We start from the raw sequence: 23,998 nt of genomic DNA, 5'->3' as shown, positions 1-23,998 counted from the left end.
TGGTTGGAATGTTGAGCACCCCATGCCTCTGGATAAAGAGTGGTGAGGACGGCTCTTCTGCAGTTCAAATCTGCCCAGACCTACCATTACATGGTTCAGCCGTAGAATACGGGGCCATAGCTCAGCTGGGAGAGCGCCTGCCTTGCACGCAGGAGGTCAGCGGTTCGATCCCGCTTGGCTCCACCACTTTCTGCGGTAGATGTTGCTCCTGCTCAGAAATTAGAAATGAACATTCGTCGATGAATGTTGATTTCTGACTTTTGTCAGATCGTTCTTTAAAAATTCGGATATGTGATAGATATAGACTGATATGCACTTTCACTGGTGTGTGATCAGGCTAAGGTAAAATTTGTGAGTTCTGCTCTTAACTGAGCGAAATGCGAATTTTCGGCGAATGTCGTCTTCACAGTATAACCAGATTGCTTGGGGTTATATGGTCAAGTGAAGAAGCGCATACGGTGGATGCCTTGGCAGTCAGAGGCGATGAAAGACGTGGTAGCCTGCGATAAGCTTTGGGGAGTCGGCAAACAGACTGTGATCCAGAGATCTCTGAATGGGGGAACCCACTCAGCATAAGCTGAGTATCTTGTACTGAATACATAGGTGCAAGAGGCGAACCAGGGGAACTGAAACATCTAAGTACCCTGAGGAAAAGAAATCAACCGAGATTCCCTTAGTAGTGGCGAGCGAACGGGGACCAGCCCTTAAGTTGGTTTGAGATTAGTGGAACGCTCTGGAAAGTGCGGCCATAGTGGGTGATAGCCCCGTACACGAAAATCTCTTATCAATGAAATCGAGTAGGACGGAGCACGAGAAACTTTGTCTGAATATGGGGGGACCATCCTCCAAGGCTAAATACTACTGACTGACCGATAGTGAACCAGTACCGTGAGGGAAAGGCGAAAAGAACCCCGGAGAGGGGAGTGAAATAGAACCTGAAACCGTATGCGTACAAGCAGTGGGAGCCTACTTTGTTAGGTGACTGCGTACCTTTTGTATAATGGGTCAGCGACTTATATTCAGTGGCGAGCTTAACCGAATAGGGGAGGCGTAGCGAAAGCGAGTCTTAATAGGGCGTTTAGTCGCTGGGTATAGACCCGAAACCGGGCGATCTATCCATGGGCAGGTTGAAGGTTAGGTAACACTGACTGGAGGACCGAACCGACTACCGTTGAAAAGTTAGCGGATGACCTGTGGATCGGAGTGAAAGGCTAATCAAGCTCGGAGATAGCTGGTTCTCCTCGAAAGCTATTTAGGTAGCGCCTCATGTATCACTGTAGGGGGTAGAGCACTGTTTCGGCTAGGGGGTCATCCCGACTTACCAAACCGATGCAAACTCCGAATACCTACAAGTGCCGAGCATGGGAGACACACGGCGGGTGCTAACGTCCGTCGTGAAAAGGGAAACAACCCAGACCGTCAGCTAAGGTCCCAAAGTCATGGTTAAGTGGGAAACGATGTGGGAAGGCTTAGACAGCTAGGAGGTTGGCTTAGAAGCAGCCACCCTTTAAAGAAAGCGTAATAGCTCACTAGTCGAGTCGGCCTGCGCGGAAGATGTAACGGGGCTCAAACCATGCACCGAAGCTACGGGTATCACCTTTTGGTGATGCGGTAGAGGAGCGTTCTGTAAGCCTGTGAAGGTGAGTTGAGAAGCTTGCTGGAGGTATCAGAAGTGCGAATGCTGACATGAGTAACGACAATGCGAGTGAAAAACTCGCACGCCGAAAGACCAAGGTTTCCTGCGCAACGTTAATCGACGCAGGGTTAGTCGGTCCCTAAGGCGAGGCTGAAAAGCGTAGTCGATGGAAAACAGGTTAATATTCCTGTACTTCCAGTTATTGCGATGGAGGGACGGAGAAGGTTAGGCCAGCCTGGCGTTGGTTGTCCAGGTTTAAGGTGGTAGGCTGAAATCTTAGGCAAATCCGGGATTTCAAGGCCGAGAGCTGATGACGAGTTGCCATTAGGCGACGAAGTGGTTGATACCATGCTTCCAAGAAAAGCTCCTAAGCTTCAGATAACTGGGAACCGTACCCCAAACCGACACAGGTGGTTAGGTAGAGAATACCAAGGCGCTTGAGAGAACTCGGGTGAAGGAACTAGGCAAAATGGCACCGTAACTTCGGGAGAAGGTGCGCCGGCGAGGGTGAAGGACTTGCTCCGTAAGCTCATGCCGGTCGAAGATACCAGGCCGCTGCGACTGTTTATTAAAAACACAGCACTCTGCAAACACGAAAGTGGACGTATAGGGTGTGACGCCTGCCCGGTGCCGGAAGGTTAATTGATGGGGTTAGCGCAAGCGAAGCTCTTGATCGAAGCCCCGGTAAACGGCGGCCGTAACTATAACGGTCCTAAGGTAGCGAAATTCCTTGTCGGGTAAGTTCCGACCTGCACGAATGGCGTAACGATGGCGGCGCTGTCTCCACCCGAGACTCAGTGAAATTGAAATCGCTGTGAAGATGCAGTGTATCCGCGGCTAGACGGAAAGACCCCGTGAACCTTTACTATAGCTTTGCACTGGACTTTGAATTTGCTTGTGTAGGATAGGTGGGAGGCTTTGAAGTGGGGACGCCAGTTCTCATGGAGCCATCCTTGAAATACCACCCTGGCAACTTTGAGGTTCTAACTCAGGTCCGTTATCCGGATCGAGGACAGTGTATGGTGGGTAGTTTGACTGGGGCGGTCTCCTCCCAAAGAGTAACGGAGGAGTACGAAGGTGCGCTCAGACCGGTCGGAAATCGGTCGTAGAGTATAAAGGCAAAAGCGCGCTTGACTGCGAGACAAACACGTCGAGCAGGTACGAAAGTAGGTCTTAGTGATCCGGTGGTTCTGTATGGAAGGGCCATCGCTCAACGGATAAAAGGTACTCCGGGGATAACAGGCTGATACCGCCCAAGAGTTCATATCGACGGCGGTGTTTGGCACCTCGATGTCGGCTCATCACATCCTGGGGCTGAAGCCGGTCCCAAGGGTATGGCTGTTCGCCATTTAAAGTGGTACGCGAGCTGGGTTTAGAACGTCGTGAGACAGTTCGGTCCCTATCTGCCGTGGACGTTTGAGATTTGAGAGGGGCTGCTCCTAGTACGAGAGGACCGGAGTGGACGAACCTCTGGTGTTCCGGTTGTCACGCCAGTGGCATTGCCGGGTAGCTATGTTCGGAAGAGATAACCGCTGAAAGCATCTAAGCGGGAAACTTGCCTCAAGATGAGATCTCACTGGGATCTTGAATCCCCTAAAGGGCCGTCGAAGACTACGACGTTGATAGGTTGGGTGTGTAAGCGCTGTGAGGCGTTGAGCTAACCAATACTAATTGCCCGTGAGGCTTGACCATATAACACCCAAGCAATTTGCTAGCGCAGATTGCGGTGGTGAAGATGACATGAACCGAAAGTTCGCAAGGCATCACAAACATCACATATCCGGATTCGCTGGGCTGTCCATCTGGACATTCTGGCTACAGAATTTCTTGACGACCATAGAGCATTGGAACCACCTGATCCCATCCCGAACTCAGTAGTGAAACGATGCATCGCCGATGGTAGTGTGGGGTTTCCCCATGTGAGAGTAGGTCATCGTCAAGATTCATTTCGCAAAACCCCTATCTGCACATGCAGGTAGGGGTTTTGTCTTTCTCACGCCGTTGTCCCGGGCTGCGACAATATGACCGCCCTCACAACGTGACTTTCCCTCGGCTCCCCTTCGTCAAGGCTTAGGTCCGGGGCATCCCTGCCCCTCGACCTGGCGATGCCAGCGCACCGTGCTGCGCATTTCTGGACTTCCACCGTCCCATCAGTTGAGGTAGCAAGCAAGATGGCCAAGGCCGCCGATGTCGTTGTGCAATGCCTGGAAAACGAAGGTGTCGAGTATGTATTCGGCATTCCTGGTGAGGAAAACCTCGACCTGCTCGAATCCCTGCGCAAGTCGAAGATCAAACTGGTACTGACCCGTCACGAGCAGTCTGCAGGCTTCATGGCGGCTACCTACGGTCGTCTGACCGGCAAGACCGGCGTCAGCCTGTCGACCCTCGGCCCGGGTGCCACCAACCTGGTCACGGCCAGCGCCTATGCCTACCTCGGTGGCATGCCGATGATGATGATCACCGGCCAGAAGCCGATCAAGAAGTCCAAGCAGGGCCGCTTCCAGATCATCGACGTGTGCGGCATGATGGACCCCATCACCAAGTACACCCACCAGTTCGCTTCGGCCGACAACATCCCTTCGCGCATGCGTGAAGCCTTTCGCCTGGCTGAAGAAGAAAAGCCGGGTGCCGTGCACCTGGAACTGCCGGAAGACATCGCCGCCGAGCAGACCGACGCGCTGCCGATCCCGCGCAGCCTGCACCGCCGCCCGCTGGCCGAGCACGTGGCCATCGAAGCTGCGATTGAAAAGCTGCACAAAGCCCGCAGTCCGATTTTGGTTATCGGCGCCGGTGCCAACCGCAAGATGACCGCCAAGGTCCTCAAGCAACTGATCGACAAGACCGGCATCCCGTTCATCACTACCCAGCTGGGTAAAGGTGTGGTCGACGAGCGCCACCCACGCTTCCTGGGTAACGCCGCGCTGTCGTCCGGCGATTTCGTGCACCGTGCGATCGAAGCGGCGGACCTGATCGTCAACATCGGCCACGATGTGATCGAGAAGCCGCCGTTCTTCATGGTGCGTGGCGGCACCGAAGTCATCCATATCAACTTCCGCTCCGCCGAAGTCGATGCCGTGTACTTCCCGCAGGTTGAAGTGATCGGCGACATCGCCAACGCCGTGTGGCAGATCGCTGAAGGCCTGGGCGACACTTCGCACTGGGACTTCACCCGCCTCATGGCGATTCGTGAAGCCAACGAAGCCCAGATCGCCGAAGGCGCCGACGACGACCGCTTCCCGGTCTACCCACAGCGCCTGGTGGCCGACATTCGTCGCGTGCTGCCGTCCGAAGGCATCGTGGCCCTGGACAACGGCATCTACAAGATCTGGTTCGCCCGTAACTACAAGGCGCACAAGCCGAACACCGTGCTGCTGGACAACGCCCTGGCGACCATGGGCGCCGGCTTGCCATCGGCCATGGCTGCACACCTGGTCTACCCGGATCGCCCGGTGATTTCGGTGTGCGGTGACGGCGGCTTCATGATGAACAGCCAGGAACTGGAAACCGCTGTGCGCCTGGGCATGCACATCACCGTGGTGATCCTGCGTGACGATGGCTACGGCATGATCCGCTGGAAGCAGGCCAACATGGGCTTCACCGATTTCGGCCTGGACTACGGCAACCCGGACTTCGTCAAGTATGCCGAAGCCTACGGCGCCAATGGCCACCGTGTGGAAAGCGCCGACGGCCTGCTGCCGCTGCTGGAGCACTGCATCAAGACCCCAGGCGTGCACGTGATCGACTGCCCGGTCGACTACAGCGAAAACGACCGCATCCTCAACAGCGAGCTGCGTGAGCGCGCGCTGGCGGTGTAAACAGATCCACAAGCCCTTCATAGGGCCAGCAGGCGCTGGGAGCTTATGCTCCCGCGTCAGCTGGCTGTGGGCAATCACTCCTTCCCGCTCTTTATCCTAGGGCGTTTCCCACTCAATTCTCTCCAAGATCCTTCAACTGCTTGAGAATCGCCCGACTGTCCCTCCAAAACCCAACCCCGCTCTACTGGCGACCTTCCAAAACAACCACAAAAGGAAGTCGCCATGTCCGAACATTGCCCCCCCGTCAGCCCTGTCCGCATCGCTGTCATCCAGTACGACCCACAAGTCGGGCTAGAGTACTGCGATGGCAACCTGAGCAGAGGCCTGGCACTGGCTCAGCGTGCGGTGCGTGAAGGTGCCAATCTGATCGTGCTGCCCGAGCTGGCCAACACCGGGTACACCTTTCACTCCCGTGCCGAGGCCTATGCCCATGCCGAAACGTTGCAGGCGGGCCGCAGCCTGAAAGCCTGGGCTGATTTCGCCAGGGAATATCAGGTGTACCTGGCAGCAGGATTCGCCGAGCGTGAGGGCCTGAAGCTCTACGACAGCGCCGTATTGTTTGGCCCCGACGGCCTGCTTGGCCACTATCGCAAGGCCCACCTGTGGAACCAGGAAAAGCTCTGGTTCACCCCTGGCGACCTCGGCTTCCCTGTATTCGAGACGCCAATCGGCCGTATCGGCCTGCTGATCTGCTGGGACATCTGGTTCCCTGAAGTGCCACGGCTCATGGCAGCGCAAGGGGCAGACATCATATGCAGCTTGAACAATTGGGTGTGGACACCGCCTCCACTGTTTGATGAAACAGGGCGTTGCATGGCGTCGTATCTGACCATGACAGCCGCACATGTGAACAATGTCTACATCGCCGCCGCAAACCGTATCGGCAGTGAGCGAGGAGGGCGCTTTCTCGGTTGTTCGTTGATTGCCGGAACCAACGGTTGGCCCATTGGTGCTGTGGCCAGTGCGGAGGAGGAAAGCATTGTCTACGCCGATGTCGACCTCAGCAGCGCGCGTTCAGCGCCGATCTGGAACAGCCTCAACGACCTGCAGCGTGATCGCCGTACCGACCTCTACGATGCTGCGCTTGGCTACCGCCTGCATGCGCCTATGCCACGCTGAGGATCCGCACATGAAGCCATTACTGCTGCCCAATCGGCAGCACGCCCCCGTGCTGATCTTCACCTGCCTGGCAATGCTGCTGGCAGCCAGTCTTGCGTTAGGCCCGTGGCCAGACTACGGGCAACTGGCGGCGACACTGGACCAACCGCTGAGTCGTTTGCGCTGGATAGTGGGCGATATCAGCGAGGTCGCATTCTACAAGCATGAGCTGCCTGCGCTGGGCTTGCTGCTAGGCGCCAGCCTGGCACATTGGGCCCATCTTCGCGGGTACCGCTGGCAGGGTTTTGCCATCTGCTATGGAAGCGGACTGTGGCCATGGGTGTTCACCAGCTCGCTGATGGGCCTTTTACTTAGCCATGCCTTGTGGGGATGGACCTTGGCCAGTGGTACCTGGCAACCAACGTTCGTGGCCTTCGTGTCGTTGCCGGCAGCCATGGTGCTGTTGTATGGGGCGGGCTGGCGTGTGGCGATAGCAGGCGCATTGCTGGGGGCATTACTGGTAACCCCGGCGAGTCTGCTGCTGGTCAACTACCTGTGCTACCCCCTGCAGTTGCCTGTGGTTATCGGCAACGTGGGTGGAATGGCCGTGGCAAGTGCCGCCGCTTTCCTGCTGTGCAAGCGCTACCCGTCCTGGGTCCGTCAAAGCCACGAACCCGACGTTGTGAAGCCTGTGGCCAGCCAGCCATCCTACGGTGTGATCTGGACTTTGCGGCGTGTACTGGCCGATTTCAGTGAAGCCCCCTTCTTTGGCAATGAGCTGGCCAGTCTGGGTCTCCTACTGGGTTTGTTACTGGCTTACCTGTTGGCCCCGGCAGCACCTGCATACGGTTCAATGTTGGCGTTGCACATACTGGCCGGACAGGTCTTGGCATCCTTGGTCGGGGTCGTATTCTGGCGCGGCCAGTGGCAAGCCCAGGGGTGGTATCCGACTTATATTCCGATTGTCTCGATCGTGCCGGCCGCCGTGCTGACGCATGGCGGTAGTTGGCAAGTCATTGTGGCCAGTGCAGTGCTGGGGGCCCTGGTGGCTCCGCCGCTGGCAGTGGCGATCACGCAGCGGTTGCCGGGTTATGTGCATGGCTACATCGGCAACGTGGTGTCGATGGCGATCAGCACGTTGGGAATCGTACCGCTGATCGGGTTACTGGTGGGGGGAGAAGGATGATTGAGCATTCGGACCTGCCCAAGCTGTCGATCGCCAGTTTGGGCGGGACGGTCAGCATGCAGGCTACAGCGGGTGAGTGTGGCGTAACGCCCACCCTGGATTGTGAGCAGCAACTGCTTCAGGTACCGCAGTTGCGCGAAATGGCGCAGTTGACTGTAACGTCATTGAGCCTGGTCCCCAGTGCATCGCTCAGCTTCAACGCGTTGCTGGAAGTGCTGGCCTGGGCTCGCTGCGAAGTCGAGGGCGGTGCCCGGGCCGTGATACTGACCCAAGGCACCGACAGCCTTGAGGAAACGGCCTATTTCCTTGACCTGCTCTGGCCTTTCGATGCGCCTTTGGTGATGACCGGTGCAATGCGCTCGCCCAGCCAGCCGGGCAACGATGGCCCGGCCAACCTTCTGGCTGCGGCCCAGGTTGCATTGGCACGAGGCAGCGGTGGGCGTGGTGTGCTGGTGGTGATGAATGGTCAGATCCATCGTGCGACAAAGGTTCGCAAGACAGCCAGCCTGGCGATAGCGGCATTCGACTCGCCTGGTTTCGGTCCTGTGGGGGAAGTTGTAGAAGGTGTTGCAACCTACCGCCATCCCCCAGACAGGCGGGAGGTACTCCCGCTACCGGGGCGTACCGACCAGCGCGTCATCCTGCTGGAGGCGTGCCTGGACGCCGACACTGTATTGCTGCAGGCTCTGCCCGCATTGCGCTACGACGGGCTGGTCATCGCCGGGTTCGGCGCCGGCCATGTTTCCGGCAATTGGTCTGATGTTCTGGAGCACATGACGCCAACCCTGCCAGTCATTGTCGCCACTCGTACAGGTGAGGGGGCTACAGCCCGCGCAACATACGGTTTTTCCGGCTCCGAGATCGACTTGCAGAAAAAAGGTGTGCACATGGCCGGGCACCTCTGCCCGCGCAAGTGCCGCATCTTGCTGTGGCTGCTGATTGGCGCCGACCGGCAGCATGAGTTGCCGGGTTGGCTGCCCACCTGAAAATTTGCCCGTGCAGTGCCTTGCACGGGCAACCCTTCAAGCATTGCTGTGCTAGGGTGCACACACTTTTGCTAGCAAGGATTCCCTGCCCGATGCTCCCGCCACTCAGCGAAAAAGAACTGCACCGCCTCGAAGACCTGCTGATCACCTACGGCAACGACTACTCGGTACTCAACCTGGCCGAGCTCAATGGCTTTTTCACCGCGCTGGCTAGCTCGCCGACCACGGTCACCCCCGAGCACTGGCTGCCGGCAGTGGCGGGTGGCAAGGTGCCCAAGTTCAAGAAACCGGCCCATGAAGAAGCCTATGTGGCATTGATGCTGCGGTATGCCGACCAAGTCGCCGGACAGTTGGGCGATCACATCGATCAGTTCGAGCCGCTGTTCGAGGAAACAGAAGACGAGCAGGGCACCGTGGTCGTGATGGAAGAATGGTGCTTCGGCTACATGCGCGCTACCCAGGTCGCCAACTGGGAAGCTTTGCCGCCAGAGCAGGACCAGTTACTCAAAGCCATCTCTTTGCATGGGCTGGAGGATAACTTCGAGCTGCTGGACCAGATGAGCGAAGCGGAGATACAGGCCTGTGTGCCGAAGGTGATCGAAGCCGCGCGTGGTTTGTTCCGCTACTTCAACAAGCCGCACTGAGGCACACGGGCTCGGTTGCTGCGGTACTTGCTGGGGCCGCACTGCGGATCCGTCGGCAAGTACCCGAAAAACGCAGACTATTTTTTGTCATGGGGCGGTTTATTATTCCATCTGGCGAAATTATGGTTTCCCCCGCGCACTGATTCTGCTGCCAGCCGAATCAGTGCAGCATGTGCTCCATCAGCCCAATCCGGTGCTGACCAGGAGCCAAGCCCATGTCGAACCCGATCAAGCTCTACAACTTCCCCAAGTCCGGCCACGCCCACCGCATCGAGCTGATGCTTTCGCTGCTCAACCTGCCTACCGAGCTGGTGTTCGTGGACCTGGCCAAAGGTGCGCACAAGCAGCCGGACTTCCTGGCCCTCAACCCGTTCGGCCAGGTACCGGTCATCGATGACAACGGCACGGTGATCGCAGACTCCAACGCAATCCTCGTTTACCTCGCCAAAAAATATGACAACGGAACCTGGCTACCCGAAGCGCCAGCCGCTGCCGCCCGTGTACAACGCTGGCTGTCGGTCGCTGCAGGCCCGCTGGCCTTTGGCCCGGCCGCTGCACGCCTGGTGACCGTGTTCGGCGCTTCGTTCAACACTGACGAAGTGATTACCCGGGCGCACACCCTGCTCAAGGTGATTGATGCCGAACTGGCCAAGTCGCCGTTCCTGGCAGGCGACACGCCGACCATCGCCGACGTCGCCAACTACTCCTACATCGCCCACGCACCGGAGGGCAACGTGTCGCTGGAGCCGTACGCCAACGTACGTAGCTGGCTGGCGCGGATCGAGGCATTGCCGGGCTTCGTACCGATGCCCCGCACCGTCATCGGGCTGCAGACCAGCGTCTGATGCCCCTGCGAGGAACGCCACCATGCAACAGTCCCCCGATCACCGCCCCTCGCCTTGGCATGCGGGCGAGAAAACCCTGCAGGAAAAGGTCGGTGTAGCAGAGCGCATGGAGGCGTTCGGGCAAAAGGTCATTCGTGACTACATGCCCGACCAGCACCGCACGTTCTACCATCAGTTGCCGTTCATGGTAGCGGCCAGCGTAGACGCTCAGGGGCGGCCCTGGGCGACGCTGCTGGAAGGGCCGGAAGGTTTCGTCAGTTCGCCCGACCCACGCCAGTTGACGATTGACGCCAGGCTAGCGGCCGATGACCCGGCGACCCCGGGGTTGGTCGCCGGGCAGGCAATCGGCCTGCTGGGCATCGAACTGCACACCCGCCGGCGCAACCGCCTCAACGGGCAGATTCGCCAGGCGGTTGCAGGGCAATTGCAGGTGGCGGTAGAGCAGTCGTTCGGCAACTGCCCGCAATACATCCAGTTGCGCGGTTACGCGCGCGTCGCCGAACCGGCTCAGGGGCGCATCGATGCGACATCCTTGGATGCCACGACCGTCAGTATGATCCAGTCTGCCGACACCTTCTTCGTCGCCAGCTATGTCGAGCATGACAACGGCCAGCGTTCGGTGGATGTGTCCCACCGTGGCGGTCGGCCAGGATTCGTCAGGGTCCAAGGCAATACGCTGACCATTCCCGACTACGCCGGTAACCTGCACTTCAACACCTTGGGCAACTTGTTGGTCAACCCGAGGGCAGGTTTGCTGTTCATCGACTTCAGTAGCGGCAACGTGCTGCAGGTGGGCGGGCGTGCCGAGGTGCTGCTGGAAAGCCCGGCCATCCAGGCGTTCGAAGGTGCAGAGCGGCTGTGGACGCTGGAGGTCGACCAGGTGGTGTGGCGGCCGGCTGCGGTTTCCCTGCGCTGGGCGTTCAAGGAGTACGCCCCCACCAGCCTGATGACCGGCACCTGGGCCGAGGCCGATGCGCGTTTGCAGCGACGTCAGCAGCAGCGCCAATGGCAAGCCTGGCGGGTGCTGCGGGTAGAGCAGGAGAGCCGCGATATCCGTTCGTTCTACCTCCAGCCGCCCAGCGATAGTGCTGTGGTGTTTGCACCCGGGCAACATGTTCCGGTGCAGGTCAAGCGCGACGGTGAGGCGCCGCTTATCCGCACCTACAGCTTGTCCAGCGCACCTTCCGACGGCTATTGGCGCATCAGCGTCAAAGCCCAGGGCCCGGTTTCCCGCCACTTGCATGAGCGCATCGCGCCAGGCGATGTGCTTGACGTTCGCCCACCCATGGGCAGTTTCACGCTCGACGTGCAGAGCACGCGGCCGTTGGTGCTGATTGGCGCTGGCGTAGGCATTACGCCGTTGCTGGCCATGCTGCGTGAGCAATTGAGCCAAGGGCAGGCTCGGGCCATCCACGTGTTCCAGGGTGCGCGTAGCCTGGCCGACCTGCCGTTCAGGCAGGAGCTGGCGAGTTTGCAGCAACGGGCCGAGGGCTTGCTGCACATTCATCGCGCCCTGAGCCAGCCGGAAAGCCATGCGCTGCTTGGGCGGGATTACGAGTTTGCCGGGCGCCTGGGCATCGGGCAGGTCAAGGCGACGCTGGCACTGGACGACTACGAGTTCTACCTGTGCGGACCGGGCAGTTTTACCCAGGACTTGTATGAAGGGTTGCGCGGCGTGCATGTGCCGGATGCGCGGATTCACGCAGAAGCGTTCGGGCCGTCGACGTTGCGCCGGCACACGGACGCCGACCAGCCCGCCTTGCAGCAGCCACCCGCTGCCAGCGAGCCAGTACCGGTGTACTTTGCGGCGTCGGCCAAGGAGGCGCGCTGGGCACCCGGCGGCGGTACCTTGCTGGAGCTGGCCGAGGCGCGCGGGCTGGCGCCGGAGTTCAGTTGCCGGGGTGGCTCGTGTGGTACCTGCAAGACCAGACTGGTGAGTGGCCAGGTGCATTACCCGAATCCACCGGCAGAGCTACCGGAGGCGGGGTCGGTGTTGATCTGTTGTGCCGTGCCGGCGCAGGTGCAGGAGGGCGTGCAGGCCCTGGTGCTGGACATCTGATACACCAGCCCCGCCTCTTCGCGGGCAGCAGAAAATATCCAGATGAACAATAATCCCGGCACCTCATGCCCCCAGGAGCTCGCATGGACCAGATCCACCTGATGAAGGTATTCGTCGCCGTAGGTGAGCTGGAAAGCTTCGCCGCTGCTGCCCGCCGCCTGGCCATCTCCCCGGCCGCCGTCACCCGTGCCGTCAGCGCCCTGGAGGAGCAGCTGGGGGTCAAGCTGCTACTGCGCACCACCCGCAGCGTGCGCCTGACCGAGGCAGGCGGTCGCTACCTGGAGGACACCCGGCATATCCTGGCCAGCATTCACGAGGCCAACGAAGCGGCGGCCGGCATCAATGCCACCCCCAAGGGCGACCTGGCGGTGACTGCACCGATCCTGTTCGGCAGGAAGTTCGTCATGCCCAGCATCGTTCGCTACCTGCAGCAGTATCCGCAAGTCGACGTGGCCGCCTACTTTCTCGACCGCGTGGTGAACCTGGTCGAGGAAGGCATGGATGTGGCCGTGCGCATCGGCCCGTTGCCCGACTCCGGTTTGAAGGCCCTGCGGGTCGGTCAGGTCCGGCGCATGTTGTGCGCTGCGCCCGGTTACCTGGCGCGTCACGGTGTGCCCAGGCACCCCTCGGATCTGGCCGGGCATGCGGTGATCGGTACCACCAACCTGTCCCCCCGAGCCGGCTGGCGCTTTGGCGTGACCGATGAGCCGACTTTGGTGCGCATGAAACCGCGGCTGACGGTGACCAGCAATGATGGGGCTATCGCTGCGGCCTGCGGTGGCCTGGGGATTGCCCGTTTATTGTCATACCAGGTGGCTGATGAACTGGCGAGCGGGCAGTTGCAGGTGATTCTGGCCGAGTATGAGGAAGCACCCTGGCCGATTCACATACTGCACCGCGAGAGCAAGTACGGGTCGGCCAAGGTCAGAACCTTCATCGACATGCTGGCGCAGGCGCTGCGGGACCAGCAACTGGAGTGAGCATGTAGCGCCCACAATGCGTTACAACGCTTGGTACTGCATGCTGAACCCCAGGCTCATCGTGTCACCCTGTTGCAACAGCCTCAGCCCCGGCCGGCCGGGCAGGTGATGGGCGTTGACCGGGTGGCTGACCGGCTCGAAGCAGAAGAAGCCTTGCCCCGGCGGGCAGAACAGCAAGAAGTGCTCCGCCCCGCTGGCGCGACAGGCCAGCCGGTAGCCTGCCCCTGGCTGTTCGATCACACAGTGCCCCGGCCAGCCACTGAAGGCGTGGTCGACCAGCGTCTCGGGCAGGTGGCCCAGTGCTTCGAACCGCCACGGCTCGGGCACCGTGGCCTGATACGACGGCAAGCGCCCAGCCTCGGCCAGCCACACCTGGCGCGCGGGCGCAGACAGCCTGGTATCCGGGTAGCGCGGAAAATAAGGGTGCAGGCCTAACCCATACCAGTTGGCCGAATCATCCCGGTGCGTCACATGCAGGTCCAGGGTCAGGCAGCCTTCATGCAGGTGTATATCCAGCGTGGCCTGGTAGGCGAAGGGTACGGCACTGTCCAGCGTCAGCCGTGCGCGCCGGTCGCTGTGATGCGCCACGTGCCAGGCCTGCTGCCAGGCGCTGCCATGAATGGGATACGGGTCGTGCTCGGTATTCTGCGCCAATGCCTGCCAGCCATGCGGCCGGGCATAACCACCCTCGGCAACCCGATTGGACCAAGGCGCCAGTGGGTAGCAAGCCAGCCGCCTGGGCGTGGCGCTGGCCAAGGCAGCCGCGTCGGTATGGCGCAGCAGCGCCTGCCCCGTTGCCTTGACCTGCCAGTTGACCAGGCTGGCACCCAGTTCCGGCGCCAGGCTCAGGCGGGTCAGGCGGTCCTGCAGGTGCAGTGTGGTCACAGCCATGCAATGTTCCTCTGGAGCAGAGCGATCAGTTGGCCCGCCGGTAAGTCAGCAGCACGATGCCACATACCACTACGGCGCCGCCGAGCAATTGCAGCGGGCCCAGTTGCTGGTCGAGCAGGGCCCAACCCAGCAGTAAAGTGGCGATGGGTTCGACGTTCATCACCGGGGCGTTTTGCGCCATGTTCAGCCTGGGTACGCAGACGAACAGCAAGCTGAACGCCAGCCCATACAGCAGTACCAGGCTGGCCAGCGCCACCCAGCCACTGCTGCTGCCCGGCAGCGACAAACCGGCCGGCATCACCCCGCTGGCGCCCGCGAGCAGCATGCTGGAGAACACGATCAGCAGGGTCAGCAGGCTGCGCACTGGGCCCTGCACGCTAGGCAGCTTGTGGTCGGTGATCCACAACGCGCAAGCGAAGGCACAAGCGGCGCCGAAGGCCAGGCTGACCCCCAGCGCCCAGTGCGGGTTGCCCGCACCGCTGTCGGCCAGGCGTGCCGGCACATCCAGCGCCAGCACCAGGCCGCATAGGATCAAGCCCATGAACAGCACGGTGCGGCCAGTGGGGCGCGCACCGCCCAGCGCCCAGGTCAGCAGCGCCAGCAGCATCGGGAAGGTATTGCCCACCAGCAAGGCCAGGGCCACCGGGATGCGCGCCACCGCCGAATACAGGCACAGGCTCTGGGTGGCGATCAGCAGGCCAAGCAGCAGTTGCCAGCGGCGGGTGCCAGCGGGCAGCGCCAGCGCCTGGCGTTGCCACAGCAGCACGCCGGCCAGCACCAGGAAGGTGATGCCGGAACGGCAGAGTATGGCCAGCAGCACACCGGTGCCGTCATCGAAGGCGATGCGTGCGGCGATATGGTTACCGGCGAATGAGCAGGCAAGCAGAGCCAGCAGGGCGATGGCCAGCTGGCGCGGAAACAGCGGGGGAGCAGAGGAGGGGACAGCCATGTGCAGGATCCGTTTGCAGGTAGATTTTCCAGCCCTATCGCAGTCGTTGTAGGAGCGGCCTTGTGTCGCGATGGGCCGCAAGGCGGCCCCAGCAATATTCGCAACAACGCCGAAAACCTGGGGCCGCTTTGCGGCCCATCGCGACACAAGGCCGCTCCTACAGGCTGAGGTGCGGTTACAGCACCACGCTAGGCAGCCACAGCGAAATGGCCGGAATGTAGGTCACCGCCATCAGCACCAGGAACAGTGCCAGGTAGAACGGCAGCAGCGCCTTGACCGTCGATTCGATACTCACCTTGCCCACCGCCGAGCCGACGAACAACACGGCGCCCACCGGCGGTGTGATCAGGCCGATCCCCAGGTTCACCAGCATGATCATGCCGAAATGCACCGGGTCCACGCCGATGCCGGTGATCACCGGCAACAGGATCGGCGTAAGGATCAGGATCAGCGGCGCCATGTCCATCACCGTGCCCAGCAGCAGCAACATGAAGTTGATGCACATCAGGATCACATAGCGGTTGTCCGACAGGGTGAGGAACGCCGTGGTGATCTTCGACGGGATCTGCATCAGCGTCATCACGTAGCCAAAGCTGGCCGCGAAACCGATCAATATCATCACGATCGAGATGGTGCGCACCGTGCGGTGCATCAGCTTGGGCAGGTCGCGCCACTTGTAGTCACGGTAGATGAACATGGTCACGAAGAATGACCAGACGACCGACACGGCTGCCGACTCGGTCGCAGTGAACACGCCCGACAGGATACCGCCCAGGATGATCACCATGGCCATCAGGCCCCACAGTGCCTCACCGGCAATCTTCAGCGCCTGGCGCAGCGGGATGACCTCACCCTTGGGGTAGTTGCGCTTCTTGGCGAACAGCAGGCACAGGCCCATCATCACCGCGCTCAGCAGCAACCCCGGCATTACCCCGGCCATGAACAGCGAGGCGATCGAGACCGTGCCGCCCGCCGCCAGCGAGTACAACACCGAGTTGTGGCTGGGCGGGGTCAGCAGCGCCTGTACCGAGCCGCTCACCGTCACGGCGGTAGAGAACTCGCGCGGGTAGCCTTTGCGCTCCATCTCCGGGATCAGCACCGAGCCCACCGAAGCGGTGTCTGCCACCGACGAGCCTGAAATTGCACCAAAGAACGTCGAGGCCATGATGTTGACCAGCGAAAGGCCGCCGCGCACGAAGCCCACCAGCACCCCGGCAAAAGCCACCAGCCGCCGTGACATGCCGCCTTCGGCCATGATGGCCCCGGCCAGCACGAAGAACGGAATGGCCAGCAGCGAGAATTTGTTAACCCCGCTGGCCACCTGGATCATCATCGCCTGCAGCGGTATGTCGATCCACCAGGCGCCGATCAGCGCCGAAAGGCCCAAGGCATAGGCCACGGGCATGCCCAGCAGGATGAGCGCGATAAAACTGCCCAACAGAATGAACGCATCCATTTACGCCGCTCCTTCGTTTTCTTCCAGTTGGTCGAAGCGCACCACCTTGCGGTGGCTCTGGTCGCCCAGCAGGAGTTTTTCCAGCACAAACACCAAGGTCAGCACGCCACCGACCGGGATCGGCGCATAGGTCATGCCCACCCGCACACTGGGCAGTGAGGCCAGAAACTGGTTCCAGGTGGTGATGCACAGCTGGGTGCCGTACCCGGTCATGAACAGGCACACCAGGACCATCAGCACCTGCACCAGCAGGGCCACCAGCCGGCGCTGCAGCGGCGGCAGGCGGTCGGTGATCATCGCCACCGCCATGTGCGCCCCGGCGCGGTAGCTGGCGGCGGCGCCAACGAAGGTGAACACCACCATCAGCAAGATGGCCACCGGCTCTGGCCAGCTGGCCCCGGTGCCGAGTACATAGCGGGCGAAGATGCCCCAGGGGATGATCAGCGACATGCTCAGGATCGACAGGCCGGCGACCCAGATACAGGCGCGGTACAACGTGTCGTTGGCACGCAGAAAGAGGTTTTTCATGGGCATCACCAAAGCGGCAGGGCGGCTGACGCGGCCCTGCCGAGGTCGGTAGGAAAGGTCGCGCTTACTGCACCGCGTCGATACGTTTCATCAGGTCGGCGTATTGCGCGCCGTATTTTTCCCGCACCGGTGCGGTCGCGTCGTAGAAGGGTTTCTTGTCGACGGTGATGAACTCGACACCGGCGGCCTTGAGCTTCTCTTCGCTGCTGGCCGTTTTCGCATCCCACAGCACCCGCTCTTCCATCTGCGCCTCACGCGCTACCTTTTTCACCAGCGCTTGCTGTTCGGGGGTGAGCTTGTTCCAGGTGGTCTTGGACATCACCACCGGCTCGGGCAGGATCAGGTGGTTGGTCAGGGTGAAGTACTTGGCACTCTGGTAGTGGTTATGTTCGAGCAGGGTCGGCGGGTTGTTTTCGGCGCCGTCGATTACGCCGGTCTGCAGCGCGCTGAAGATCTCCCCGGTGTCCATGGCGATGCCGTTGCCGCCCATGGCGTTCATCATGTCGATGAACAGCGGGTTGCCCTGCACGCGAATCTTCATGCCCTTCAGGTCTTCCAGGCTGCGCACCGGCTTTTTCGTGTAGAGGCTGCGCGAGCCGCCATCCATCCAGGCCAGGGCCACCAGGTTGAAGTCGGAGTTGGTGATCTTGTCGAGGATTTCCTGGCCGATCTCGCCATCGATGACCTTGCGCATGTGGTCGTGGTCGCGGAACACGAACGGCATGTTGAACACGTTCACATCCGGCACCACCGGGCCGACGATCCCCAGGCTGACGCGGGTCATCTGCACGGCGCCGATCTGCGCCTGTTCGATCACTTCCTTCTCCGAGCCCAGCACACCGCCGGCAAACATCTTGAAGGTGATGTCGCCATTGCTGGCCTGTTCCAGTTTCTTGCCCATGTTCTGCTCGGCCACCACCGTGGGGTAGCCGGCGGGGTGAATTTCCGCGAACTTGATGTCCAGCGCCGAAACGGGCATGGCCACGCTGCAGGCGAAGGGGAGTACGGCAAGAAGCAGCTTGCGTTTGAACGTCATGATGAAACTCCGTGGTTTTTATTATCTGGTTTCGGGCGTGCAAAGGGTGTGGTGCGCGTCGCGGGGCTCAGCCCCGCCAGGCTGGCTCCTCCAGGCCCCTGGTGCCTGGGTTGAGGGCAAATACCCCGCCGGCCAGCGGCTGGTCGCCAAGGTCGAGCCCCGCCGGGCGGATCGAGGTGACGTACAGGGTGTCGAAGTTGGCGCCACCGAAGGCGCACATAGCCGGCTTCTTCACCGGTACGCTGAGCGAGCGGTCCAGGCGCCCGTCAGGGGTGAAACGGTGGATCTGCCCGGCGTCATTGCCGCATATCCAATAGCAGCCATCCTGGTCGATGGCGGCACCGTCGGGGCGGCCGGGGTAATTGCGCATATCCACGAACAGCCGCGGGTTGTGGGGGGGGCCCGTGTCGGTGTCGTAGTCGAAGGCCCAGATCTTCTGCACGCTGGGGTGCGAATCGGACAGGTACATGCGCGTGCCGTCGGGGCTGAAAGCCAGGCCGTTGGGCACGATCATGCCCGCTTGCTGCAGGTGCAAATGGCCCTCGCGGTCATGCCGGTACAGTGCCCCTACGTGGGCGCCTTGCTGCATGTCCAGCAGCATGCTGCCGGCCCAGAAACGCCCTTGGCGGTCGCAGCGGCCATCGTTGAAGCGCATGCCCGGCTGCGCATGCGCCACCTCGCTGAGCACACGGCTGGCCAGGCTGCCGTCGGCCTTGGTTTGAATCTGGAAGATGCCGCTTTCCATGCCGGCCACCCAGCCGTCGCCACTGCGGGCGATACAGGCCAGCATCTGGTCGCCCTGCCAGACCTGGTGCGTGTTACCCACCGGCTGCCAGCGGTGCAACTGGCGCGCGGGTATGTCGACCCAGTACAAGGCCTGCTCGCCAGGGTGCCACACGGGGCTTTCCCCGGTGCCGTTGCGGGCGTCGACGATCAGTTCACAGTGCATGGCCGTGCCTCCTGGCGCGTGCGGTCAGTTGAACGGTCCGGCCACGGCAAATGCGCCGCCCTGATAGACCATGCTCGGATCATCGGCGGCAGGCGCCGGCTCGGCTTCCACCGCTGCGCGGAAGGGCTCCGAGCTGTCCTTGGGCACGTAGCCCAGATGTGCGGCATGGCGGTTGTCCCACCATACGGTGCGGTTGGCAGAGGCACCGTAGACAATGGTGTGGCCGACGTTCGGCGTGAACAGGCCGCGCTCAATCAACTGCACCAGATCGTCGTAACTTAGCCACGTGCAGAGCATGCGCGGGTTCTGTGGCCGGGGGAACGAAGAGCCGATGCGGATGCTGACGGTTTCGATGCCGTAACGATCGAAATAGAAGCTGGCGACATCTTCGCCATAGCACTTGGACAGCCCGTAGTAGCTGTCGGGGCGGCGCGGGGCATGCGCGTCGATGCGCTCGTTCTGGCGGTAGAAGCCGATGGTATGGTTGGAGCTGGCGAAGACCACCCGTTGCACCCCATGCTTGCGTGCCGCCTCGTAGACATGGAACACGCCGCAGATATTGGGGCCGAGAATCTCTTCGAACGAATGCTCGGTAGACACCCCGCCGAAGTGCACGATGGCATCGACGCCTTCGACCAGGGCATGCACGGCTGCCTTGTCGGCCAGGTCGCAGGTGACCACTTCTTCGTGTGGGCCAGCGGCTGGGGCCATGGGGTTGATGTCGGAAAGGCGCAGGACCTCGGCGCAGCCTTGCAGGCGTTCGCGAAGGACCTTGCCCAGGCCGCCTGCGGCTCCGGTGAGCAGCAGGCGTTTGAGGGGGGTAGTGGTCATGACCGGCTCTTATTGTTAATTGTTGTAGGTTGTCGTATGACTTCTGTGATTATTGGCGGTGCGATTCAGTGTTGTCAATGACAACGCAATGTCAGTCTGGTGTTATGCGCGTGCTGTAGGAGCGGCCTCGTGTCGCGAAATGAGCGGCGTAAAGCCTTACAGCAATGACAACGGGTAGTTGAAAATCAACCGGTTCTCATCGAACTCGTTATTGCTGTAGTCCCGCCGAATCGACGAATTGCGCCATTTCACACTCAAATCCTTGAACGCTCCGCTCTGGATCACATACGCCAGTTCAGTCTCACGCACCCATTCCTTGCCATCCGTCACCACCCCGCTGTGCACGTCGCGGCCGCTGATGTAGCGGTTCATCAAGGTCAGCCCCGGCACGCCGACGGTGACGAAGTTGAAGTCATGGCGCACCTGCCATGAGCGTTCGTTGGCGTTGTCGAAGCTGGCGTTGTAGCTGTCATTGGCCAGGGTTCCGCCACTGGTGCCATTGACCCGCATCCAGGTATCGCCATCGACCTTCTGCAGCCCGACCCAGAAGGTGCTGCCGCCGTATTTGGCGGAGAACATCCCCGAGTACGTCTTGTTGTCCAGCTCGCCAGCGCGTCTGGAACCGTCGTCATCGCCCTGGAAATAACCCAGGTTGGCGCCCAGGGTCCAGTCGCCGAGCGGCTGGCTGTGGCTCAGCTGCAGGTATTGCTGCTGGTACACGTCCTTGAGCACCGCATTCCACAGCCCCACCAGGGTGCGCTCCTGGTTGAACCTGTACTCGCCCCCGACGAAGTTGAAGCGGTCCGACACCGCGCCGCCGTAGCTCATGTCCTCCATGCTGGCGTCGTTGCGCGGGCTGTTGGCGCGGAACTGGCCGCCGTACACGGTCAGCCCGGCAATCTCGTTGGACGTGACCTGCCCGCCACGCAATGTTTGCGGCAGTGAACGCCCGTCGTCCGCGCGCAGAATAGGCAGTACCGGCATCCATTCGCCGATCTTCAGTTCGGTTTTCGAAATGCGCGCCTTGCCCGCCACGGCAAGCCGGCCAAAGTCATCCGCCGGCCGCCCATCGTCGTGGCGTGGCAGCAGCCCGGTGCCATAGGTGCCGCCCCCGCCATCGAGCTTCACCGACCACAGCCCCAGCACGTCCACGCCAAAACCCACCGGGCCCTCGGTGAAACCGGAACGGGCATCGAGGATCACGCTCTGGGTCCATTCTTCGGCTTTGCCTTGCGGGTTGGCGGGGTTGGTGAAGTTGCGGTTGATATAGAAGTTGCGCAGGCCCAGCACGGCTTTGCTGTCTTCGATGAAACCTTGGGCAAGGCTGGTGCCCGGCAGGCAGCTGAGCAGGCTGGCGCCAAGCAGCGCACAGGGGAGGGTGGTGTGGCAGATTTTCGACATGGGTTGCTTCCGCTGATGTTGTTTTTGTTATGTGTTGTCGTACAACTGCGGCTTTTTTAACAAGTGAAAAACCCGCTGTCAACGGCGTTGGCCGCCAGCATTTAGCCACTTTCAACGGTGAGCGCTCAAGCGCAGGCTCTAGTTCGGGCTCGCAATAACAATTGGTCATACTACGACTGCCCGCGAATTGTTGCATTTGTCGCAACGCACTGCCTCGGGTGCGTCAGTTTGTCGCAGAATTATTTAGTAATACTATTCTTCGTTGCTGAATGTCTTATCGATTCAGACCCATGGAAACGGAGATTTCACCGATGAGCACCACCCGTGCTTCACACCCCTCACGCTTGCTGCCCAGATTGCTAGGCGTGGTTTTTTTGCTGATGGGCATGGCCTTGCTGGCCGGCGGCATCAAACTGGCAACCCTTGGCGGTTCGCTGTATTACCTGCTGGCCGGCATTGGCTTGGCGATTACTGCAGCCTTGTTGCTGGCTGGCCGACGTGAGGCATTGAGCGTTTATGGCGTCGTGCTGTTGCTGAGTTCGCTCTGGTCGTTGGTCGAGGTGGGCCTGGACTGGTGGCAACTGGTCCCCCGGCTGGCCCTCTGGTTCGTCCTTGGCCTGGTGTTGTTATTGCCTTGGCTACGCAGGCCATTGACGCAGGGCCAGCCTTATCCCCTCGGTACAGGGGTATTGAGTGTGGGCGTGGCGGCCGCGGGCCTGATGGCGCTGGCCAGCCAGTTCACCCAGCCCGACACCGTGGTCGGCCGCCTGGACCGTGACACGGCAGGCACCACCAGCACGGCACCGGCAATGCCTGACGGTGACTGGCAGTCCTACGGGCGTACCGAGTTTGGCGACCGTTACTCGCCACTCAAGCAGATCACCCCGCAGAATGTGGGCAAGCTCAAGCTGGCCTGGACCTACCGCACCGGTGATATCCCCGGGCCAAACGACCCGGGCGAGACCACGGCGGAAAACACCCCGCTGAAAGTCAGCGGCAAGCTCTACGTATGCACCCCGCATAGCCAGGTGATTGCCCTGGACCCCGACAGCGGCAAGGAGATCTGGCGTTTCGATCCCAAGCTCAGCACGCAGAATGCGGCCAACTTCAAAGGCTGGGCGCACATGACCTGCCGCGGCGTGGCCTATTACGACACGGCCAGCTCGCAAGCGAGCCCCGCGCAAGGGCAGGCCTGCGCCAAGCGCATTTACGTACCCACCGCCGACACCCGCCTGATCGCGCTGGATGCCGATACCGGCCAACAGTGCGCCGGCTTTGGCGACAACGGCCAGATCGACCTTACCCGCAACATCGGCAGCTTCGCCCCCGGTGGCTATTACTCCACTTCGCCACCCACCGTGGCCGGCGGCCTGGTGATACTTGGCGGTCATGTCACCGATAACGTTTCCACCGACGAGCCGTCCGGCGTCGTCCGCGCCTACGATGCGATCACCGGCCAGCTGGTGTGGAACTGGGACAGCGGCAACCCCGACGCCACCGCGCCGATCAGTGACGGCCAGTTCTACACCCGCAACTCTCCAAACGTGTGGTCGGTGATCAGCGCCGATGAGAAGCTCGGCCTGCTGTACCTGCCCATGGGCAACCAGATGCCCGACCAGTGGGGCGGCAACCGCACGCCAGAGGCGGAGAAATTCAGTGCCGGCCTGGTGGCCCTGGACATCGCCACTGGCAAGGTGCGCTGGAACTACCAGTTCACCCATCACGACTTGTGGGACATGGATGTCGGTGGCCAGCCGAGCCTGGTCGACATCAAGACCGCCGAAGGCATCAAGCCTGCGGTAATGGCATCGACCAAGCAGGGCAGCATCTACGTGCTGGACCGCAGCAACGGTCAGCCGCTGGTGCCCATCCACGAAACCCCGGTACCGCAAGGCGCCGTGGAAGGTGATCACACCGCACCGACCCAGCCGATGTCCGAGCTCAATTTCATGCCGCCCACCCTGCGTGAGCGAGACATGTGGGGCGTAACGCCGTTCGACCAGATGCTGTGCCGCATCGACTTCCGTTCGCTGCGCTATGACGGCATCTACACCCCGCCATCGCTGCAGGGCTCGCTGGTCTACCCAGGCAACTTCGGTGTGTTCGACTGGGGTGGCATTTCGGTCGACCCGGTGCGCCAGATCGCCTTCGTCAACCCCAGCTACATGGCCTTCAAGTCGCAGTTGGTGCCTGCCTCGAAAATCGCCGGGCAGCCGGCGCGCAAGAGTGAAACCGAGGGCATCCAGGCCAACAAGGGCGCGCCTTATGGCGTGATCATGGGCGCTTTCCTGTCGCCGCTGGGGCTGCCTTGCCAGGCACCGGCCTGGGGCTATGTGGCCGCAGTGGACCTGACCACTCACAAGGTGATCTGGAAGCACAAGAACGGCACCGTACGTGACAGCTCGCCCATTCCGATCCCACTGACCATGGGCGTGCCGAGCCTGGGCGGAAGCTTCACCACCGCCAGCGGCCTGGCGTTCCTCAGCGGCACCCTCGACCAGTACCTGCGTGCTTATGACGTGCGCGATGGCAAGGTGCTTTGGGAAGGGCGCCTGCCGGCAGGTGCGCAGACCACGCCTATGACCTACACCGGCAAGGATGGTCGCCAGTACGTGCTGGTGATGGCCGGTGGGCATGGCTCGTTGGGTACCCGGCAAGGGGACTATGTGATGGCGTTTGCCCTGCCGGAGTAAGCGGCGGCAGGTTCA

17 protein-coding genes, 1 tRNA gene and 2 rRNA genes are annotated in these 23,998 nt (G+C 61.2%); 12 read left to right on the top strand and 8 right to left on the bottom strand.

Going from position 1 to position 23,998, the window contains the following annotated elements; translation table 11 throughout:
* The first annotated feature begins 110 nt into the window (after window positions 1-110).
* The 11 genes from FPB55_RS19450 (at window position 111) to FPB55_RS19400 (ending at window position 13,249) form a co-directional block, all read left to right on the top strand.
* Window positions 111-186, top strand: a tRNA-Ala gene (locus FPB55_RS19450).
* Window positions 187-435: 249 nt separating this feature from the next.
* A 23S ribosomal RNA gene (locus tag FPB55_RS19445) occupies window positions 436-3,328 on the top strand.
* Window positions 3,329-3,462: 134 nt separating this feature from the next.
* Window positions 3,463-3,578: ribosomal RNA gene (gene rrf, locus FPB55_RS19440) — 5S ribosomal RNA — on the top strand.
* 229 nt (window positions 3,579-3,807) lie between these two features.
* Window positions 3,808-5,451 carry an acetolactate synthase large subunit gene (locus tag FPB55_RS19435; protein WP_144189107.1) on the top strand — a complete coding sequence of 548 codons (1,644 nt, stop codon included), beginning with the start codon at window positions 3,808-3,810 and terminating at the stop codon, window positions 5,449-5,451.
* Between the two features lie 222 nt (window positions 5,452-5,673).
* Window positions 5,674-6,570, top strand: a complete 897-nt coding sequence (locus FPB55_RS19430; protein WP_115294620.1) for a nitrilase family protein — start codon at window positions 5,674-5,676, stop codon at window positions 6,568-6,570.
* Between the two features lie 10 nt (window positions 6,571-6,580).
* Window positions 6,581-7,735, top strand: coding sequence for a hypothetical protein (locus FPB55_RS19425; protein ID WP_125855641.1), 1,155 nt, complete (start codon window positions 6,581-6,583; stop codon window positions 7,733-7,735).
* Window positions 7,732-8,721 carry an asparaginase gene (locus tag FPB55_RS19420; RefSeq protein ID WP_144189105.1) on the top strand — a complete coding sequence of 330 codons (990 nt, stop codon included), beginning with the start codon at window positions 7,732-7,734 and terminating at the stop codon, window positions 8,719-8,721. Before FPB55_RS19425 ends, FPB55_RS19420 begins: the two co-directional genes overlap by 4 nt.
* A 92-nt stretch (window positions 8,722-8,813) precedes the next feature.
* The gene (locus FPB55_RS19415) at window positions 8,814-9,365 is read left to right on the top strand and encodes a UPF0149 family protein (protein WP_054905987.1); all 552 of its coding nucleotides are present in this window, start codon (window positions 8,814-8,816) and stop codon (window positions 9,363-9,365) included.
* 215 nt (window positions 9,366-9,580) lie between these two features.
* Window positions 9,581-10,210, top strand: coding sequence for a glutathione S-transferase (locus tag FPB55_RS19410; RefSeq protein ID WP_029885569.1), 630 nt, complete (start codon window positions 9,581-9,583; stop codon window positions 10,208-10,210).
* 22 nt (window positions 10,211-10,232) lie between these two features.
* Window positions 10,233-12,269, top strand: a complete 2,037-nt coding sequence (locus FPB55_RS19405; protein WP_144189103.1) for a pyridoxamine 5'-phosphate oxidase family protein — start codon at window positions 10,233-10,235, stop codon at window positions 12,267-12,269.
* An 83-nt stretch (window positions 12,270-12,352) separates the two neighbouring features.
* Window positions 12,353-13,249 (top strand): LysR family transcriptional regulator, encoded by an 897-nt coding sequence (locus FPB55_RS19400; RefSeq protein WP_144189101.1) that lies wholly within the window; start codon window positions 12,353-12,355, stop codon window positions 13,247-13,249.
* Between the two features lie 21 nt (window positions 13,250-13,270).
* On the opposite strand, the gene FPB55_RS19395 is transcribed toward FPB55_RS19400, so the two are convergent.
* The 8 genes from FPB55_RS19395 to FPB55_RS19360 form a co-directional block, all read right to left on the bottom strand.
* Entirely contained in the window at window positions 13,271-14,140 is an 870-nt protein-coding gene (locus tag FPB55_RS19395) for an aldose 1-epimerase (RefSeq protein WP_144189099.1), read from the bottom strand.
* Between the two features lie 25 nt (window positions 14,141-14,165).
* Complete coding sequence (locus tag FPB55_RS19390; RefSeq protein WP_144189097.1) at window positions 14,166-15,089, bottom strand: DMT family transporter; 924 nt, start codon at window positions 15,087-15,089, stop codon at window positions 14,166-14,168.
* A gap of 175 nt (window positions 15,090-15,264) precedes the next feature.
* Window positions 15,265-16,545 carry a TRAP transporter large permease gene (locus FPB55_RS19385; protein ID WP_144189095.1) on the bottom strand — a complete coding sequence of 427 codons (1,281 nt, stop codon included), beginning with the start codon at window positions 16,543-16,545 and terminating at the stop codon, window positions 15,265-15,267.
* Window positions 16,546-17,073, bottom strand: a complete 528-nt coding sequence (locus tag FPB55_RS19380) for a TRAP transporter small permease (protein ID WP_144189093.1) — start codon at window positions 17,071-17,073, stop codon at window positions 16,546-16,548.
* A 64-nt stretch (window positions 17,074-17,137) separates the two neighbouring features.
* Window positions 17,138-18,109, bottom strand: coding sequence for a TRAP transporter substrate-binding protein (locus tag FPB55_RS19375; protein ID WP_009682577.1), 972 nt, complete (start codon window positions 18,107-18,109; stop codon window positions 17,138-17,140).
* A 67-nt stretch (window positions 18,110-18,176) separates the two neighbouring features.
* A complete protein-coding gene (locus FPB55_RS19370) occupies window positions 18,177-19,058 on the bottom strand; it encodes an SMP-30/gluconolactonase/LRE family protein (protein WP_144189092.1) in 882 nt (293 codons plus the stop codon).
* Between the two features lie 24 nt (window positions 19,059-19,082).
* Window positions 19,083-19,889: an NAD(P)-dependent oxidoreductase gene (locus FPB55_RS19365; protein WP_009682575.1), complete on the bottom strand. Its 807-nt coding sequence runs from the start codon at window positions 19,887-19,889 to the stop codon at window positions 19,083-19,085.
* Window positions 19,890-20,045: 156 nt separating this feature from the next.
* Complete coding sequence (locus tag FPB55_RS19360) at window positions 20,046-21,290, bottom strand: OprD family porin (protein ID WP_144189090.1); 1,245 nt, start codon at window positions 21,288-21,290, stop codon at window positions 20,046-20,048.
* 311 nt (window positions 21,291-21,601) lie between these two features.
* Between FPB55_RS19360 and FPB55_RS19355 the strand changes: the two genes are divergently transcribed.
* Complete coding sequence (locus FPB55_RS19355; RefSeq protein ID WP_144189088.1) at window positions 21,602-23,983, top strand: glucose/quinate/shikimate family membrane-bound PQQ-dependent dehydrogenase; 2,382 nt, start codon at window positions 21,602-21,604, stop codon at window positions 23,981-23,983.
* Window positions 23,984-23,998 lie beyond the last annotated feature (15 nt).

Source organism: Pseudomonas sp. BJP69, from assembly GCF_007633355.1.
In the GTDB taxonomy this organism is placed as follows: domain Bacteria; phylum Pseudomonadota; class Gammaproteobacteria; order Pseudomonadales; family Pseudomonadaceae; genus Aquipseudomonas; species Aquipseudomonas juntendi.
Note: the sequence above shows the minus strand (reverse complement) of the source record. Positions and strands in the feature narration are given on the sequence as shown.